Origin of the sequence: Alteripontixanthobacter muriae (assembly GCF_013336795.1) — a bacterium.
Classification (GTDB): Bacteria; Pseudomonadota; Alphaproteobacteria; order Sphingomonadales; family Sphingomonadaceae; genus Pseudopontixanthobacter; species Pseudopontixanthobacter muriae.
In genome coordinates this window covers 1-17117 of the sequence record NZ_JAAFZT010000004.1, presented here as the reverse complement: position 1 = coordinate 17117, position 17117 = coordinate 1, and the positions used below count along the sequence as shown (strand labels likewise).

General features: G+C 59.9%; 21 protein-coding genes and 1 pseudogene. 14 read left to right on the top strand and 8 right to left on the bottom strand.

The window, feature by feature from the left end; genetic code table 11:
• From mbhE to G7A66_RS00990, 9 genes are all read left to right on the top strand, one after another.
• A partial coding sequence (gene mbhE, locus G7A66_RS01030) for a hydrogen gas-evolving membrane-bound hydrogenase subunit E (RefSeq protein WP_232366567.1) occupies positions 1–1898 on the top strand: 1898 nt, incomplete at its 5' end.
• Positions 1898–2254, top strand: coding sequence for a Na+/H+ antiporter subunit C (locus G7A66_RS01025; protein WP_174293929.1), 357 nt, complete (start codon positions 1898–1900; stop codon positions 2252–2254). The genes mbhE and G7A66_RS01025, both read left to right, overlap by 1 nt.
• A complete protein-coding gene (locus tag G7A66_RS01020) occupies positions 2251–3768 on the top strand; it encodes a monovalent cation/H+ antiporter subunit D (protein WP_174293852.1) in 1518 nt (505 codons plus the stop codon). Before G7A66_RS01025 ends, G7A66_RS01020 begins: the two co-directional genes overlap by 4 nt.
• Position 3769: 1 nt before the next feature.
• The gene (locus tag G7A66_RS01015; protein ID WP_174293851.1) at positions 3770–4255 is read left to right on the top strand and encodes a Na+/H+ antiporter subunit E; all 486 of its coding nucleotides are present in this window, start codon (positions 3770–3772) and stop codon (positions 4253–4255) included.
• Complete coding sequence (locus G7A66_RS01010) at positions 4252–4521, top strand: K+/H+ antiporter subunit F (RefSeq protein WP_174293850.1); 270 nt, start codon at positions 4252–4254, stop codon at positions 4519–4521. Before G7A66_RS01015 ends, G7A66_RS01010 begins: the two co-directional genes overlap by 4 nt.
• Entirely contained in the window at positions 4518–4940 is a 423-nt protein-coding gene (locus G7A66_RS01005) for a Na+/H+ antiporter subunit G (RefSeq protein WP_174293849.1), read from the top strand. Before G7A66_RS01010 ends, G7A66_RS01005 begins: the two co-directional genes overlap by 4 nt.
• A 229-nt stretch (positions 4941–5169) precedes the next feature.
• Positions 5170–6183 carry a fatty acid desaturase gene (locus tag G7A66_RS01000; RefSeq protein WP_174293848.1) on the top strand — a complete coding sequence of 338 codons (1014 nt, stop codon included), beginning with the start codon at positions 5170–5172 and terminating at the stop codon, positions 6181–6183.
• Positions 6184–6231: 48 nt separating this feature from the next.
• Complete coding sequence (gene trhO, locus G7A66_RS00995; RefSeq protein WP_174293847.1) at positions 6232–7125, top strand: oxygen-dependent tRNA uridine(34) hydroxylase TrhO; 894 nt, start codon at positions 6232–6234, stop codon at positions 7123–7125.
• A 4-nt stretch (positions 7126–7129) separates the two neighbouring features.
• The gene (locus tag G7A66_RS00990) at positions 7130–7789 is read left to right on the top strand and encodes a glutathione S-transferase (RefSeq protein ID WP_174293846.1); all 660 of its coding nucleotides are present in this window, start codon (positions 7130–7132) and stop codon (positions 7787–7789) included.
• Here the strand turns inward: G7A66_RS00990 and G7A66_RS00985 are convergent.
• Complete coding sequence (locus G7A66_RS00985) at positions 7738–8607, bottom strand: glucose 1-dehydrogenase (protein WP_174293845.1); 870 nt, start codon at positions 8605–8607, stop codon at positions 7738–7740. The two genes, G7A66_RS00990 and G7A66_RS00985, sit on opposite strands and share 52 nt — an antisense overlap.
• Positions 8608–8711: 104 nt before the next feature.
• Positions 8712–10139: a sensor histidine kinase gene (locus G7A66_RS00980; protein ID WP_232366566.1), complete on the bottom strand. Its 1428-nt coding sequence runs from the start codon at positions 10137–10139 to the stop codon at positions 8712–8714.
• Positions 10140–10275: 136 nt separating this feature from the next.
• On the opposite strand from G7A66_RS00980, the gene G7A66_RS00975 reads away from it, so the two are divergent.
• Positions 10276–10815 carry a M50 family metallopeptidase gene (locus G7A66_RS00975; RefSeq protein WP_232366565.1) on the top strand — a complete coding sequence of 180 codons (540 nt, stop codon included), beginning with the start codon at positions 10276–10278 and terminating at the stop codon, positions 10813–10815.
• 185 nt (positions 10816–11000) lie between these two features.
• Here the strand turns inward: G7A66_RS00975 and G7A66_RS00970 are convergent, their stop codons facing one another.
• From G7A66_RS00970 to G7A66_RS00960, 3 genes are all read right to left on the bottom strand, one after another.
• Positions 11001–11441, bottom strand: coding sequence for an ion channel (locus G7A66_RS00970; protein ID WP_206675008.1), 441 nt, complete (start codon positions 11439–11441; stop codon positions 11001–11003).
• Between the two features lie 120 nt (positions 11442–11561).
• On the bottom strand, positions 11562–12215 hold the full coding sequence (locus G7A66_RS00965) for a hypothetical protein (RefSeq protein ID WP_174293842.1): 654 nt from the start codon (positions 12213–12215) through the stop codon (positions 11562–11564).
• Positions 12212–12418 (bottom strand): helix-turn-helix transcriptional regulator, encoded by a 207-nt coding sequence (locus tag G7A66_RS00960; RefSeq protein WP_174293841.1) that lies wholly within the window; start codon positions 12416–12418, stop codon positions 12212–12214. The genes G7A66_RS00965 and G7A66_RS00960 overlap by 4 nt, the downstream gene beginning before the upstream one ends.
• Before the next feature lie 420 nt (positions 12419–12838).
• Between G7A66_RS00960 and G7A66_RS00955 the strand changes: the two genes are divergently transcribed.
• The 4 genes from G7A66_RS00955 to G7A66_RS13890 all read left to right on the top strand — a co-directional run bounded on the left by G7A66_RS00955 (position 12839) and on the right by G7A66_RS13890 (position 15196).
• Positions 12839–13249 (top strand): hypothetical protein, encoded by a 411-nt coding sequence (locus tag G7A66_RS00955; protein WP_174293840.1) that lies wholly within the window; start codon positions 12839–12841, stop codon positions 13247–13249.
• 868 nt (positions 13250–14117) lie between these two features.
• The gene (locus tag G7A66_RS13900) at positions 14118–14543 is read left to right on the top strand and encodes an Arm DNA-binding domain-containing protein (RefSeq protein ID WP_206675007.1); all 426 of its coding nucleotides are present in this window, start codon (positions 14118–14120) and stop codon (positions 14541–14543) included.
• Positions 14437–14655: a tyrosine-type recombinase/integrase gene (locus G7A66_RS14560; protein ID WP_206675006.1), complete on the top strand. Its 219-nt coding sequence runs from the start codon at positions 14437–14439 to the stop codon at positions 14653–14655. Before G7A66_RS13900 ends, G7A66_RS14560 begins: the two co-directional genes overlap by 107 nt.
• A 13-nt stretch (positions 14656–14668) precedes the next feature.
• Positions 14669–15196: a site-specific integrase gene (locus G7A66_RS13890; RefSeq protein WP_269748135.1), complete on the top strand. Its 528-nt coding sequence runs from the start codon at positions 14669–14671 to the stop codon at positions 15194–15196.
• A gap of 356 nt (positions 15197–15552) precedes the next feature.
• Here the strand turns inward: G7A66_RS13890 and G7A66_RS00945 are convergent, their stop codons facing one another.
• The 3 genes and pseudogenes from G7A66_RS00945 to G7A66_RS00935 all read right to left on the bottom strand — a co-directional run.
• Positions 15553–16185 carry a glutathione S-transferase family protein gene (locus G7A66_RS00945; RefSeq protein ID WP_174293839.1) on the bottom strand — a complete coding sequence of 211 codons (633 nt, stop codon included), beginning with the start codon at positions 16183–16185 and terminating at the stop codon, positions 15553–15555.
• Between the two features lie 49 nt (positions 16186–16234).
• Entirely contained in the window at positions 16235–16591 is a 357-nt protein-coding gene (locus G7A66_RS00940; protein ID WP_174293838.1) for a DUF1428 domain-containing protein, read from the bottom strand.
• 233 nt (positions 16592–16824) lie between these two features.
• Positions 16825–17013 (bottom strand): annotated as a pseudogene (locus G7A66_RS00935) (IS6 family transposase); the annotation flags it as partial.
• Positions 17014–17117 lie beyond the last annotated feature (104 nt).

Sequence of the window (17117 nt, the reverse complement as noted above, 5' to 3'; positions counted from 1 at the left end):
TCGGCTTCTCGCTAGAAGCGGCGGCCGTCGCGGCGGTTCTGCACGTCCTCAACCACGCGGCATTCAAGGCGGCGCTGTTCATGACCGCTGGCATCGTCGACCATGAAAGCGGGACGCGCGACATTCGCAAGCTGGGCGCGCTGGCCAAGGTCATGCCAGTGACAGCCGTGATCGGCACGCTGGCGGCAGGCGCGATGGCCGGAATTCCGCCGCTGGGCGGCTTCATTTCCAAAGAGATGATGCTGTACGAGGCGCTGAACGTCTCGCTGTTCGGCATCGACTGGCTGGTCCCGGTCGTAGCGACGATCGCCGCCATCTTCTCGGTCGCCTACTCGCTTCGTTTCGCCATGCACCTGTTCTTCGGCCGGGCCCGCGACGATGAGGCGCATGGAAAGGCGCATGATCCCGGCGTCGGCATGCTGGCCGCACCAGCCGTGCTGGTGGTTCTGGCGGTATTGCTCGGCCTGTTGCCGATGCTGCTGGCCGGCACCATCGTCTCGGCAGTGGCAGGTGCGGTGATCGGCGGACCGGCACCGCTCGTGGAACTGTCGCTCTGGCACGGCGTCAATCTGGCGCTGGGCATGAGCGTGCTGGCGATTGCAATCGGCGTAGCTCTCCTCTGGCGGCACGCGGATCTGCTGCGCTGGTACGCGGCGAAGAGTCATGCCGATGCACGGGCGATGTTCCAGCGCGGCATGAAGGCGAGCGATATCGCCGTGCGCAAGCTGATCGTGGCCATTCACCGCCCCTCGTTGCAGCGGATGCTGTTCGCCACCTTTGCAATCGTCTTGCTGATGATCGTCGATGGCACCGGCGGCGGCGCGATTCCCCTGACCGGCCCGCGCGAGCTTCTGCCCGCTCCTTTCTTCGCCATCGCCGCGTGGTTGCTGCTGGTCGCCGCCACGATTGCCGTCCTGGTCGAGGAACGCCAGCGGTTCCGCGCTCTGATCTATATCAGCGTGATCGGCCTCGTCATCGCGCTCGCCTTTGTCTACTTCTCGGCTCCCGACCTCGCGCTGACGCAGATCTCGGTGGAGGTCGTTACCATCCTGCTGCTGCTGCTGGCGCTCAACCTGCTGCCGAAACTGCCGCCGCTGCTCTCCAGTACGGGCCTTCGGGTGCGCGACGGCGTATTTGCTGCGCTCGGCGGTCTTGGGGTCGGCGGCGCGGCTTGGGCCATGCTGACGCGTAACCCGAATGATCCCATATCCTCGTTCCATCTCGCCAACAGCTATAGCGGCGGCGGCGGAACCAACGTGGTCAACGTAACGCTTGTCGACTTCCGAGCTTTCGACACGATGGGCGAAATTATCGTCCTGGGGATTGCCGGGCTGGTGATCTACGCGCTTCTGGATACTACCGTGCGCGGCGCTGCGGGCGCGCGGCTGCGATCGTGGCAGGAAGACATGCCGCATTCGCCGGAAAGCCACCCCATGATGTTCGTGATGTCCACCCGCATCCTGCTTCCACTGGTGCTGGTGGCTGGCATTTTCATCTTCCTGCGCGGCCACAACGAACCGGGCGGCGGGTTCATTGCCGGGCTGGTCGTCGCCATCGCCTTCCTGCTGCAATATCTCGCATCAGGGTATGACTGGACGGATTCGCGGCGCAGGATCGGTGAGCACGACCTAATCGGTTTCGGCGTGCTGATCGCCATCTTCACCGGCCTGGGCGCGTTGGCCTTCGACGCCAATTTCCTGTCGACAGCCTTCGATTATTTTTCTCTTCCGCTGGTCGGCGAATTCGAACTTGCGACCGCGATGCTCTTCGATCTCGGGGTGTTTTCGGTCGTGCTGGGAGCGGTGCTGCTTGCGCTGGCCCAATTGAGCCATATCGCGCAGCGCGCCGCACGCGCGCATGCGATGCAGGAAGCCGAAAAGCAGGAGGACGCTTCGTGATCAGCCTGGAGTTCCTGGTTGCCAGCGCCATCGGCGTGCTGGTTGCAGGCGGGATCTACCTGACCTTGCGCGGGCGCACTTTCCAGGTCGTGCTGGGCCTGACGCTGTTCTCCTATGCCGTGAACACATTCCTTTTCGCCTCGGGCCGACTGGTGGTCGACCGCGCGCCCATCTGGTCGAAGACCGTGACGGAATATGCCGACCCGCTTCCCCAGGCGTTGGTGCTGACAGCGATCGTCATAACTTTCGGCATGACCGCACTGGCGGTTATCCTCACTTTGCGTAGTTTCCTGGAAACCGGCAGCGATCAGGTGGACGGCGACCCGAAGGGCAAGCACGAGGACGACCCCTCGTGAGCCTGGCCGACCATATCGCCATAGCACCCGTCGTCGTTCCGGCGCTTGCCGCGCCTTTCGCGCTGCTCGTCATGCGGCGCAGGCGCTGGCTAGGCGTGACGATATCCTTTACATCGTGCCTGCTGATGCTCGCCGCTGCGGTCACGCTGCTCGTCATGGCGAGCGACGGAGTGATCCGGACTTACGAAATAGGCGGATGGCAGGCGTCTTTTGGTATCGTGCTGGTCGTCGACCGTCTGGCCGCGATCATGCTGGTGCTGGCGGCCACCCTGTCCCTGCTCGCCCTGCTACACGCAGTCGTAACCGAAACGGACCGCGATGGCTGGCATTTTCATCCGCTGCTGCAATTCCAGCTACTGGGGCTGAACGGCGCGTTCCTGACAGGGGATCTGTTCAACCTGTTCGTGTTCTTCGAAGTGCTGCTGATCGCGTCTTACGGCCTGATGCTGCATGGACAGGGTTCGGCAAGGCTGAAGGCGGGCGTACAATATGTGATCGTGAATATCGTCGGTTCGTCGCTGTTCCTGATCGCTCTGGGCCTGCTCTATGCGCTGACCGGCACGCTGAACATGGCGCAGATGGGTCTGCGCGTCGCTGCAATCGGGGCAGAGGATCAGTGGCTGCTGCGCGTCGCGGGGCTGCTGCTGGTCAGCGTATTCGCTCTCAAGGCAGCTCTTGTCCCGCTGCATCTGTGGCTGCCGCGTACCTATGCCGTGGCGACGCCTCCGGTGGCGGCGCTTTTCGCCATCATGACCAAGGTCGGCGTCTATTCGCTGATCCGCGTGGTGCCGCAAATCTTCGGCGATGGTGCTGGGTCGGCAGCATGGGTGCCCTCTCCTTTTCTTCTGCCCGCAGCTATCATCACCGCAATTGTCGGGTTCTCAGGCGTATTCGTAGCGCGCAGGCTTTCGGAGCAAGCCGCCTATGCCATCGTGGGTTCGACCGGAACATTGATGATCGCCGTGGCGGGCTGGCAGACCGACACGATCGGAGCGGCACTCTACTACCTCGTCCATTCGACACTTGCCGGCGCGGCGCTGTTCTTCATCGCCGATGTGGTGGCTCGCCGCCGGGGCAGTTTCAGCGATACGATCAGCTCCGGTCCTGTCTTCCACGAGAGGCAAAGCGTGGCGCTGTTGTTCCTGGCCGTGGCGATCGGCGTAGTCGGACTGCCGCCGCTTTCAGGGTTTATCGGCAAGCTGCTGATCATGGGTTCGGTGGCCGACGCACCTTGGTGGGGTTGGGCCTGGGCCGTAATTCTGGCTACCACGCTGATCGGCGTTATCGGCTTTGCGCGGGCCGGCAGTGCGGTTTTCTGGAAAGAAGGGCCGGTGACCGACGATGCAGCTCCGGCACGGGTGGCACGGTCCGACATGGCGGCGGCGGTGATCGCACTCTGTCTCATGGGCGCGCTCTCCATCGCCGCCGGTCCGGTCACCGCCTATGGCGAAGCCGCTGCGATGCAGGTCATGAACAGCGCGAACACCGTCGATGCCGTTCTGGGGGTGGGCTGACATGCGGCGCCTGATTCCTCATCCGGGCCTGTCCGTTCTCCTCGCCGTGGTCTGGCTGCTCCTGGCCAACACCCTGTCCTTCGGCGCCCTGCTCATCGGGATCCTTATCGGTATCGTGTTGCCGATATTCACCGCACCGTTCTGGCCGCGGCGACCGCAAGTGCGGTTCCGCTATGCCATTCCGTTCGTCGCGCTGGTCTTGTGGGACATCGTCATGGCGAATTTTCAGGTCGCCGCGATCATCCTGTTCCGGCGGGATAGCAATCTGAAGGCTGCCTGGCTGCCGATCCCTCTGGACCTGGACACGCCGGAAGCAATAACCGTGCTTGCCGGCACGATCAGCCTCACCCCGGGGACCGTGTCGGTCGATGTGTCGGCCTGCGGCAAATATCTGCTCGTCCATGCTCTGGATGCCGCCGATCCCGGTGCCGAGATTGCCCGGATCAAAGCCCGGTATGAAGCCCGCTTGAAGAAGGTGTTCATATGATCAGCTATGCGATTTACTTCGGCTTCGCCTGCCTTGCCCTGGCCTTCGCCTTCAATCTGTGGCGCCTGTTGCGCGGGCCGACGGTGGGGGACCGGATCGTGGCACTCGACACCATGGTCATCAACGCCATCGCGCTGATCGTCTTGTTCGGCATCGTTACCAATGACGGCGTTGCGTTCGAGGCGGCCCTTCTGCTGGCGATGGTCGGCTTCGTCGGCACCGTCGCCTATTGCAAGTTCCTGTTGCGTGGAGACATCATCGAATGATCGAACCCGGCTTCCTTGCTGAATTGTTCACGAGCTTACTTATCGTCCTGGGGGCCGGTTTTGCGCTTGTCGGCAGCTGGGGCCTGGTTCGCATGCCCACTCTGATGGAACGGCTGCATGGTCCGACCAAGGCGACGACGCTCGGCCTCGGCGGTATCCTCCTCGCGTCGGTTCTGTTCTTCCAGCTGACACAGGAAGTCTGGTCGGCGCATGAACTTCTCGTGTCCATCTTCCTGTTCATCACTGCGCCCATTTCCGCCAATATGGTCGCAAAGGTTCATCTGCACGAGGAACGGCTGAACCGGAGCGGCAGCGTGCAAAGCCGTGCAGGAAAGGTGCCTCGATCACCCGGCAAGGGAGATTGGGCCACTTACGAAGCGCCTTATCGCGACACGCCTGTTGCGATGTCCGAAGAGTGAGGTTGCACCCTTGCGTCAGCGCTCGTGTGCTGCGGCCAGCCTCCGAGGGGTACCCGGCGGGTTAACCACCGCGTAAGCATCGATCTGCTTTAAGCTCAGGGCACCCGATCCGGTGCCAGGCGTTCAGGCAACATGACGCACCCCCGTTCCACGTTTTTTCCTTCCGTCAAGCTGTCGATCGCCTCGAACAGGCGGTAGAGGGCGAGGGGCACATCCAGCACAGGACTGCATGACTAGACAGATACCCATCGATGCGCGGCAATTGCTCCGCGACCTGGCCCCCTATGGCAAGCCGGACACAAGGCGGAGCGTGATGGAAATCCTCGTCACCGCTGTGCCTTTCGTGCTGCTGTGGGCGCTGATCCATTTGGCGCTTTCGCGCGGCATCTGGATCGGATTTGTGCTGACGCTCCCCGCTGGCGGCTTGTTGCTTCGCCTGTTCCTCATCCAGCATGATTGCGGCCACGGTGCGCTGTTCCGCCGCAGGCGCACCAACGACTGGGTCGGGCGTGCGGTCAGCGTGCTGACGCTGACCCCCTACGATTACTGGCGCAGGTCGCATGCGAAGCATCATGCCACGTCCGGCAATCTCGGCAAGAGAGGGACAGGCGATGTCGATACTCTGACCGTGAGCGAATTTGCCGAGATGTCGGCGAAGGACCGCTGGCGTTATCGCCTGTACCGCAGTCCCATCGCCCTGCTCGGTATCGGCCCCGCCTATCAGTTCATCCTGCGCCACCGCCTTCCGATCGGCTCGATGCGCGGGGGATGGTCGCCTTGGCTCAGCGCTCTCGGCACGAACGCTGCCATCGCCCTGATCGCAGGGGCCATGATCTGGTGGATCGGCCTGGGATCGTTCCTCATGGTGCATATCCCCATCGTTCTGATCGCCGCATCGGCAGGCGTGTGGCTGTTCTACGTCCAGCACCAATTCGAACAGACCTCGTGGGAGCAGGACGAAGGCTGGTCGTTTCACGAGGCCGCCATCTACGGCAGTTCGCATTACGATCTGCCGCCGGTATTGCGCTGGTTCACGGCGAATATCGGCGTTCATCACGTGCATCACCTCTCCAGCCGCATCCCCTTCTATCGTTTGCCCGAGGTGCTTCGCGCTTTCCCCCAATTGCGGGATGTCAGCCGTGTGACCATGCGGCAAAGCCTGGGTACGCTGCGCCTGAAGCTTTGGGATGAAGACAGGCAGCGCCTGGTGCCCTTCAGCGCAGTGGCTACAGCGAAGCACTAGAGTTCACAAGTGCTGACGAAAGCGGTTCGCGGCGCTATGGAAGCGGCCATGCACGATCCCGCGCCGTCTGCGGCAGCCCCCATCAGCGTGGCTGCGCTCTATCGATTCACTCGCTTCGACGATTACGTGCACATGCGTGAGCCGCTGGAACAGATATGCAGGAACGAGAACCTGCGCGGAACCCTGCTGCTGGCTGCGGAAGGCATCAATGGCACCATCGCCGGATCGCAGGAGCAGGTCGCCCGGGTGCTGGATTATATCCGGGCGCTGCCCGGCTGCGCCGATCTCGACGTGAAGATGTCCCGCGCTTCCGCCATGCCGTTTCAGCGGATGAAGGTGCGCCTCAAATCCGAAATCGTCACCATGGGCGTAACCGGCGTGGATCCACTCGCGAGTGCCGGCACCTATGTCGAACCGAGAGACTGGAACGCCCTGATCTCCGATCCGGACACGATCGTCATCGATACCCGCAACGAATATGAGGTGGCGATCGGCAGCTTCGACAATGCTGTCGACCCCAAGACCCGCAGTTTTCGCGATTTCCCCGCATGGTTCCGGAATGCCCGCGAAAGCCTGCTCGCCAAGGGAAAGACACCCAAGGTCGCGATGTATTGCACCGGGGGAATCCGCTGCGAGAAATCCACCGCTTTCCTGAAGCAGGAGGGTGTGGAGGATGTGTATCATCTGAAAGGCGGCATCCTCGCCTATCTGGAAAAGGTGCCGGAGGAACTCAGCCTCTGGCGCGGCGAATGCTATGTCTTCGACCAGCGGGTGGCGATCGGGCACGGTCTTGCCCCCGGCACCCACGCCATGTGCCCCGATTGCGGCCGGGCGGTGAGCAGGGATGATGTCGTCGCAGCTTCCGGAAACATCGGCATGGCCTGTCCCGTTTGCGGGCCTGAGGGGGCGGACAAGCAGGCAGACGAGGGTGAGGCAGGGTAATCGCATGACCAGCCGGCCCCATCCCGTCCTCTACAGCTTCCGCCGCTGCCCCTATGCCATGCGCGCCCGTATGGCGCTGACGATCAGCGGCATCAGCAGCGAGCTTCGAGAGGTCAGGTTGCGCGACAAGCCGCAGGCGATGCTGGACGCTTCGCCCAAGGGTACCGTGCCCGTTCTGGTGCTGCCAGATGATACGGTTCTGGAAGAAAGCGTCGCGATCATGCGCTGGGCTCTGGGGCAGGACGATCCGGAAGGCTGGCTGGCTCGCGACGATGCGGAACTGATCGCCAGGAATGACGGGCCGTTCAAACACGATCTCGACGGCTACAAATACAACGAACGCGGCAGCGCCGAGGCGCTATCTCACCGGGAGAATGGGTATGCCCTTCTCGCAGCACTCGACAAGAGATTGGCCGCGGAAGGTCAGCTGTGCGGATCGCAGCGCGGCTTTGCCGATATCGCGATAATGCCCTTCATCCGGCAATTCGCCGCAGTGGACCGCAAATGGTTCGACGCGCAGCCGCTACCCAGTCTTCAGATTTGGCTCAGCAATCATCTTGATTCCGACCTGTTTAAGACGGTCATGGTGCGGAAGGCCCCGTGGGTACCCGGTCAGATGAGAGGTTTGCCCCCCGTCACGGCGATCGTCGCACCGGAGATGTAGCTGGCCTCGTCGGCGGCAAGCATCACGTAGGGTGCGGCAAGTTCCGCCGGTTGAGCGGGCCTTCCGATAGGATAGCTCTTGCCGAAGTTCGCAACGGTTTCCGGCGGCATGGTGGAGGGGATCAACGGCGTCCAGACCGGCCCCGGCGCGACGCAATTCACGCGCACATGCTTGTCCGCCAGCAATTGGGCAAGCCCGGCGGTGAAGTTCTGTATCGCCCCTTTCGTCGTCGCATAGGGCAGCAGCGTCGGATTGGGGTCGTCCGAATTGATCGACGCGGTATTGATGATCGACGCGCCTTCATTGAAATGCGGCAATGCGGCTTTCACCAGATAGAACATCGCGTGAATGTTGGTGGCGAAGGTCTTCTCCCAATCCTCGTCCGGAATGTCGGACAGGCTCTCGAAAGTCATCTGGTGCGCTGCGTTGTTCACCAATATGTCAATCTTCCCAAATTCTCCGACCGCCTTGTCGATGATCTTGCGGCAGTGATCCGCCTTGCTGATGTCACCGGGCATGAGCACGCATCGCTGTCCCGCTTTCTCGACCCATTCGGCTGTCTGTTTCGCGTCTTCGTCTTCGGACAGATAGGATACGAGCACATCGGCCCCCTCACGGGCGAAGGCGATGGCGACCGCCCGGCCGATGCCGCTGTCGCCTCCCGTGATCACGGCTGATTTGCCCTGCAGGCGTCCCGACCCGCGGTAGCTGTCTTCCCCGTGGTCGGGCACGGGGTGCATTTCGCTCGTCTTGCCGGGAATGTTCTGCTGCTGTTCGGGCAGCGGCGGCTGCGGCGCGTTGTCGCTGGTTTTGCTCATGATTTTCTACTCCGTTTGCTCACGAAGCGAAAAGAAGTGCAGTTTGGTTCCGATCAGGCCAGCATTCCTCGCCCGAGCGGCACGAAAACCAGCTAATGCGAAAGTCAGTCCGAACCGAGCATCGTGGTGACCCTGCAGCGCAGACCGTCGGGTTCATATTGCATGTCCACCGAACTTTTCGACTGGTCCCCGATTCCGCGCGAAATGAGGCGCGATCCGAACCCTGCTCTCTCCGGCGCCGCAACGACTGGGCCTCCACTCTCTTTCCATTCGAGGCAGAATTGCCGTTCTTCCCCCCTGCCGATCGACCATTGCACATCGACGATGCCGGTCTCATTCGAAAGGGCGCCATATTTCAGCGCATTGGTGCAGAGTTCATGGACGACCATCGCCAGCGATACCGCTGTCTGAGGAGGCAAGCGAATGGCATCGCCTTTCGAACGGATGCGGTTCATCGCCTCACCCAGAGTGGCTTCGGCGGATTTGCAGACAATCTCGTCCACGCTCGCATCGCCCCAGCTCCCTTTGGTCAGCAGGCTGTGCGCTGCGGCCAAGGTCATGAGGCGAGCCTCGAAAACACGGCGCTCTGCCTGCGAATCCGGTGTCCTGAACGATTGCATGGCAAGGCCCTGAACGATGGCGAGAGTATTCTTCACCCGGTGGTTCAGTTCATTGACGAGCAGTTCCTGTCGTTCCTGCGCTTGCGTTTCCTGCGTCACATCATAGCCTTGGATGATGATACCGCTCACAGCGTCATGATCATCGAAAATAGGCTGGAAGATGAAATTGAGGTAGCGTAATTCGGTGGCGTCGCCCCCTGCTGACTTGAGATGCACACCCTCCCCGCGCCCGAAATAAGGCTCACCTGTAGCATAGGCGGTGTTCAGAATATCGATGAAGCCCTGATCGGCGATTTCAGGAAGTGCGTCCTCCACTTCCTTCCCGATCAGATCCTTGCGTCCGACCAGGTCGCAATATGCTTCGTTGACCATGCCGAAGCGGTGTTCCGGCCCCACCAGCACGGCAGTGAAACCCGGCGCCTGTTCGAAGAAATCCAGCAGGCGCTTGGCTTCCGTCTGCAGGCTGCGGTTCTGTTCCTGAACGGCATTCGCGCGGCGAATGATGCCCATGGCATCGCCCACCTGGCGCAACTGCTGCAGTTCAGTCACATCCACCGTATGTTGCATGATATAGCGAAGCTCGCCATCTTCGCAAATCGGTGTGTGCGTCGCGCTCCAGTAACGCACATCCTTTGTTCCATCCGGCGTCTCGATATCATACCGGATCAGGGCAATTTCATCCACTTCGCACGTTTCGCGGACGCGGTCCAAAGATGTTCTGAGCAAGCGGAAGCTTTCGCTCGCTTCATCTACCGGAAACGCGTCGAACATCTTGCGCCCGACCAGTTCACCGCGTGAACGCATCGTGGCGCCGAGGTAGGCGTCGTTCATCCAGACCATCACGAGTTCGGGATCCAGAATGACATAGGGATTTGGCGAGGCGGCGAGAAATGTCTCGAAATCGAATTTCATTCGCGCACTCATCTGCATGATGGCGCAAAATGCAAGTCAATGCATGGGACAGGCCACGATTGTCCGCCATGACAAGAAGCCGGGTCAGGCCATATACAGGCTGCCCGTGACAAGAATGCGCGTAATCGGAGCCTAGATGACCAGCACTCTCGCCGAACAGGACCATCAACAACGTATCGGCGTGCTGCTGGGCATTGCGCTCGCATCGGTCATGCTGTGGCAGACCAGTTTCGGCAGCATTCTGCTTTATCCGTTCACGATCCTGGCAACCTGGTTCCATGAGATGGGTCATGGTATCGCGGCCATGCTGTCAGGCTCCCGCTTCGAGAGGCTTCTTATATATCCCGACGGATCCGGCGTCGCGCTGTCGCTGCGCCCTTATGGAGCATCGCGGCTGACTGAAGCACTGATCGCAGCGAGCGGACCCCTGGGCCCGGCAATCGCCGGCTCGCTTCTGATCGTTGCATCGCGCACAGCGAGGCACACGCGCATGGCCCTGACAATTCTGGGCGCGGCACTGATCCTGTCAACGATCATCTGGGTAAGCTCACTGACGGGCTGGCTGGTTCTGCCGGCCCTGGGGATCGCAATTCTCGTCCTTGCCCGGCGCGGCACGGCACCCCAGCAGCGCTTCGGTATTCAGCTGCTTGGCGTGCAGGCCTGTATCAGCGTCTGAAAGCAATTCGGCTATCTGTTCAGTTCGGGGGGGAGCATCGGCGGGCAGTTGCACCCTTCCGACACGGGCGTGATCGCTGATGTCCTGCTGCTTCCCTACTGGTTCTGGGGCGCAGCCATCAGCGTGTTGATCGTGGGAATGCTATGGTGGAGCTTCGCCGTGGCCTTTCGCAAGACCTAGACTGGTCAATCCGTTTTCCTGAAGCTTTCGCCCCAGATCGTATAAATGAAGGTGGCCGACCAAGTAATCAGCATGAAGCCGCTGAGCGAAAGCATCATGACCAGGAGCCTGATCGCGCCATGTGCCTCCAGATTGGTATAACCGAGAGTGCTGAACGATGCTCCTGCGAAATACAGATAATCGACAGCAGTACTGCCGAACCCGTCGCTGAGCGAGCCGTAATCGGGAGCCGACAGCAGGTAGTAGAGCAGCCCTGCGCCGATTGCGATCTCGACCAGATGAAGAACGGCCAGTCCCCAGAAAGTGAACAGCAGCCCCAGGTGTCTATGCCTGTCCTGCCGCGGCTTTGCCCATCGGATCAGCTCGAGGCCGAACATGTGGAACAGGCCATAGGCAAAAAGCAGCCCGATACCCCAGGCCAGGACGCTCAATTCGTTCTCATTCATAAGCGGACCAATGGCTTAGCCGACACTCTGTTCCGTCAGACGCCTGGCACTGCACCTGGATAAAGCTGGAAGCAGCGCGCAGAGCATGTGCATCGCTCACCAATCAAGTGGATGATTTCTTCAGTTCGGGCCACGAAGCATCAATCCGCGGCGCGCACCCTGCCAGAATGCCCCTGCCAGCATGAAGACTGCGAACATGGTGAGCCAATCCAGCGGTGCAGGGGCATCGGCAAAACCGGTGTGGGCGAGAATGGACCAGCAGCCTCCGATCAGGAACAGGAGGTTGAAAGCCGTCGCCGATGCGTCGCGGGACAAGGCCCGTTGCATTTCATCGTTCAGGCGCAGTGATCGCAAGCCGATCACGATGGCACAGACAATCAGCAAGCCGCTTGCGCCCGCAGCGACAGCAGCATCCAAGGGTCCGATCGGCGCAGCCAGGGCCAGCAGGACGAGCGCTGTGCCGAAGGCCAGCATTCCAACCGAACTCAGGCCCAGCAGCAGCCGCTGCTCACGAAGTTCATCGGCATTCTCGACATTCAGGATACGTGCGCCGATCTTCGGACTGACTGTTCCCAGACCGACGGCCAAAGCGCAGAGTACGTAAACCAGTCCGACCAGACCGCCGATCTCACGAGAGGCACCCAGCCCGCCCGTCTCGGGGAGGTCGGTGAGTTGCAGGAACGCCATGGAGGCCAGAAAACCGCCTGCAGCGCCGGCTATCACCGGCAATGCGAGCCGCCGGGGCAGCGATTTCTGCGGATGTGATGCGGTCATTCTGTGGGCTCCCATTTATCGATGAAAATATCCGTCACATCGGTGCCGAACAGCATGGCCATACGCAGGGCCAGCGGAAGAGATGGATCATATTTGTCGGTTTCAACCGCATTGATCGTCTGGCGCGAAACGCCAAGGCGACGTGCCAGTTCACCCTGACTCCATCCCCGATCGTCTCGGTAAATCTTCAGTCTGTTCTTCAAGCCTTGCCTCCGAGGTGACAAGAACTCTTTACTGTAAAGAGGTCTTGTCAGTCAAGAGCTCTTTACAGCATCGGTCTTGGGTCGATTAAACAGATTGGCTTCCGCAGCTTCAAGCCGAGTCTCGCCCGAACCAGGCGTGACCCCATGCAAGCGAAGCGGTCGCTTGCAGCTTGTGAGGCGGGGAGGAGCATGTTGTAATCTTGCTGTCGGCAAGATCTGAAGCGACCCGTCGTTCACGATTGGCGTGGATCGTGCGTATCAGCGAAAGAGACGTCGGCTACCGAAAGGCACGGGAGCCACCGAGCCGTGCCGGCACTTCTGCTGCTTCGATCTATTACAGGCTGCGCAATTGTACATGCGGCCATTCTGACAGTGCCGATGGGGTTCAATCGATTTTTAGTAAACTTCAGGCGAGCTACAATGCTTTCTGATCTGCGCGAAATAGAAATTCAATTACGCGGCTTGAAGATCGTCAATCCGCGCGCGAAAACTTCGTGCCAGCTGCTCGTGGCGTTTCCGAGAAAGATCGCTGATCGCGGCCGCGGCCCTGAGTTCTTCCTGAACTGCCCTGCGGGTGTAATAAAACGAGTCCGATTGCATGTGAGCGCCTCCCCTCGATCGCCTTTGCCAAAGATTGGGGCCGCTAGGTTAAATTCAGGTAAACACGGCAGCTCGAGCAGCGAAGCATACCTGCCGCGCAGCTCTTACAGCGCGTGTTGTCTAGATAACACGAGCTGCCTTACGCTGATGCAGTTACTCAAGCACTGCACGGGGGACGGCTGGCATGTGGTCACCGCGTTGCAGCGACTGGCTAAGACTAAAGCCGCATAGGAGCCCCCTTGTTGGCAGGAGGCCAGTGCCGCTGGTCAAGCAGGTGGCGCTCGCCCCTCGAAATGGGCGGACATGATCACTGAAGCTACGAATATCGTCAGCCCTCATCGTTCTGTGTTGACGCGACGAAGGAACGGCTCCTCGAGATCATTCCTCTTGGTTCAACGGTCAGAGCGCTGCAAGCAGAAGCCGAAGCACGTGAGTGGCGAATGTCCCGTGATGATCGTTTGTTTCCCAAGGGCGAACCGCACTATCTGGCCGAAGAGTGCGAACATCAAGGCGAGGTGAGACGAGGCCTTATCGTCGTTTAATATGGTTTGCTGACGACCTCAGTTGAGACTTCTTGGCTTTTTGATGTGGATGGGAAATTGCGCAGTCTGTGCATCCGCAGAACGACTGACGCACCCTAGTCTCAACGTCCGCAATTGGGTCGTTAGCGGAAAGGCCGCTTTTGGTGATAATTGCCGTCCGCTTCCGCTGCTCCCGATAAGTTCGCCCGCAACGGAAAGGCAGTCTTTTCGTGCCCCAACGCCATGGAGTCGGCAGGATCCTATCGAAAAATCCCCTAGCGCGCGGCTCTCAAACGGAAACGGCCCCACCAGCGCGGCGCTTGAGGAGCTGTAAGTGTTTGCAGATGGTGGTTGCGGGGGTTGGATTTGAACCAACGACCTTCAGGTTATGAGTGCTCTACCCCGGCCCTACGGCTGAACACGCCCTACTACCTTTATCTCCTTATTTTCGGCGCGTTACGTTGACTACCAAAGCCACTCGCGACTGTGTGTCTACGCAAGGTTTCGCTACACTTCGCTCCCGCCTGCTTCCTATTTGCTTACGGATCGAGCCGCGAAACCACCACTGGTAACAGGAGGTGTATTTGGCCAAGCTAACTAAACGACAAATTGAGGCTCTAGAAGCAGAAGATAAGGACTACTTCGTCTGGGATAGCGAACTCTCCGGCTTCGGTTTCCGGGTCTTCCCGACCGGGCGCAAGCAGTTCGTGCTCCAGTACCGGTTTGATAAAACCTCGCGCCGGATGAGCCTTGGCCGGTTCGGCGCGATCACGCCTGATCAGGCCCGAGGCCTGGCACTCGAAGCTCTGGTGAAACTGCGGCACGATATCGACCCGGTGGCGGAGAAACGAGAAAAGCGGGCCGCTCTTGCCGTGCGCGATCTTGCTGACCGCTTCGATGAAGAACACATCGCTGTTCACCTCAAAGGAGAGCACCGCGAAGGAATACCGCCGGAACCTGAAGCTCTTCATCCTTCCGGCGATCGGCCACTTGCGGATCATTGACGTCAGCCGCGCTGATATAGCGAAATATCACCACGACTGGCGGCACCGGCCTTATCAGGCGAACCGGAACATCGAGATCATCTCCAAGATGTTCAATCTGGCCGAACTTTGAGGTTTGCGTCCGGATGGCACCAATCCCCGCAGGCACATCAAGAAATACCCAGAGAAAAAGCGCGAGCGCTACTTCTCGGCGGGAGAGTGGCAAGCGATTGGCCGAGTGCTTGACCCTGCGCTGGGACTACGTCGACTTGAAGGCGGGCCTGCTGCGCCTGCCGGACAGCAAGACTGGCGCAAAGGAAGTGCACCTCGGTGCAGCAGCGGCTGGAGTACTTTCGGTGATGGAGCGGATCAACGATAACCCATGGGTAATCGCCGGCCGCAACCCAGGCTCGCACCTGACAGATCTACAGCCGTTCTGGCAGCGGGTGCGAGGAAGGGCCGGTCTCAAGAACGCGCGTATTCACGACCTGCGGCATACCTTCCCCTCCGTGGCTGTAAGCAACGGTCAGAGCTTGCCGATGATCGGAAAGTTGCTCGGACACACTCAGGTGCAGACCACTGCGCGCTACGCGCAACTCGCCAATCAGCCGATCATGCAAGCAGCGAATGATGTGTCAGCACTAATCGAGGAACAACTGCGCCAATCGAACTAGCGGCTTCCAACGCTTGTGCAGTGGATCAGCATCAGTCCGACTGACAGCTTTGCGCCCCATTTGCGGTCGTAGAGCCACTTCTCGAGCCGAGCCCGCAAGCAGACGTCCGTTCACTGTTTAGCTGAATTTTCGCGCGAAGGGATCAATTGCCCGTGCTCTTTTTGTCTGGAGCCTTGCACGATGTGGTCCGATCCGTGTCGCGCTGAGAGTAAAAAATGAGAGCTACGGCTGATACCCTCATAAGTTGTCGGAATAGCTGAGGCGCGGGAAACCACGCCTTCGCTGCTGTGCAGGTTAATCTGCGCATAGAAGTCTGCGACCGCCTCGGATCGAACCAAACCGAGGCCGTGAGTTTCTCAACTATTCCGACCCCCCTCGATCAACTGCTGATCGATGAACCTTGCCTGTTTGTAGGCACCGCGGTCGCGGAGTCGCTCGGCATATTTCTCGAATACAGGGCGCGAGGGAATTGAACCGAACTGCAGACCCCAGTCTACCTGGCTGCCGACATAGACGTCAGCCATTGTAAACCGATCGCCGCAGACGTAATTGCGATCGGCAAGCAGCATTTCGAAAGAATTCATTGCACGATCGTAATCCCCAAAGCCGAGCATGCCTTGCTTTTGAGGGTCATCCACCGACCATCCCATGGTCTTGCTCGTGGCAGCCTGCTCCACCGGTCCGGCGGCAAAGAACAAGAGGCGGAAGTAATCTGCCTTTTCGTGATGTTCGGCAAGCAGTCGCACATCGGGGTGCATTTCTGCAAGATAATGGCAGATCGCTGCGCATTCGGTGACGACATGGACATGATCGACATCGTGATGGATCAGCGTCGGGACCTTGCCCATCGGATTGGCGCGAATGAACCGATCCGACTTGTCCTGCCAATCGACAAGCTCTGTTTCGTAATCAGCGCTGACCTCGTGCAGCGCCCAGCGAACAATCTGACCGCGGCTCATCGGGTTCGTGAAGAACGTGTACTGCGGCATTCCGCTATCCCTATCGTGTTTCAAGATGCCTCAACCGACGTCAACGACATCACGCTTCTTTCCATACCAGAGGTTCGAAACCGCCATAGATCATGCGTTTGCCGTCGAATGGCATGTCGCCGAATCCTTCCATCCGCGGGTCTTCCATCATCTTCTTTTCGGCAGCATCGGCAGTTTTCTGGTCCGGCCAGGTGACCCAGGAGAATACGATCTTCTCGCCCTCCTCGGCCTTCACTGCACGGCGGAAATCGGTCGTGTGCCCGTCTTTCACGTCGGCCTCCCAGCATTCTACCTGAGAGAGGGCGCCGAAATCCTTCACAAGCTCCCAGAACTGTTCGGCTGTTTCTTTATAGGCGTCCTTGTTGTCGGCAGGGACGGCGACGATGAACCCGTTCACGTAAGTCATGGCTTCTCCTCAGGCATTGATCAGGCGGCGTTCGCGGCAGGTAGCTTTGCCTCGACGGCTTTCATGTCTATCCAGTTCAAATAATCATTACCTGATGATTCGTCTCGAGAGGAAACGCACCGGAAGCAGACTTTCCGTCGTTAGAATGGGCCTGAATAAGGCGCACGGGGGTGCTGTAAGTCTAATCGCAACTTGTCTCTGATCGACGCAGCTCTCCCCCTCCCCGGCATAGCTCAGGCCATGAGGTTCTGCCACTCGGCAAGGGCAGCCGAGCGGCGGGTCTTGTAAGTCTGTCTGTCGATGAGGTGGCGTTCGGAGCTGAAGTGGTTGCGGACATTGGCATGAACGGAGGCGAACTTCTGTAGCGCCTTCATCTGGCGGAAGCGCAGCATCGCGCGCTCTCGTCGTCGGAACGGAAGGTGCTAGGCAGTAGACTCGTAAGCGTTGATCCAGAGACGTGCTGAGAAGAGCTTGATGGCGGCCAGAAAGTTGTCGGCTCGTTTGTCGTAGCGGGTCGCCAAACCTC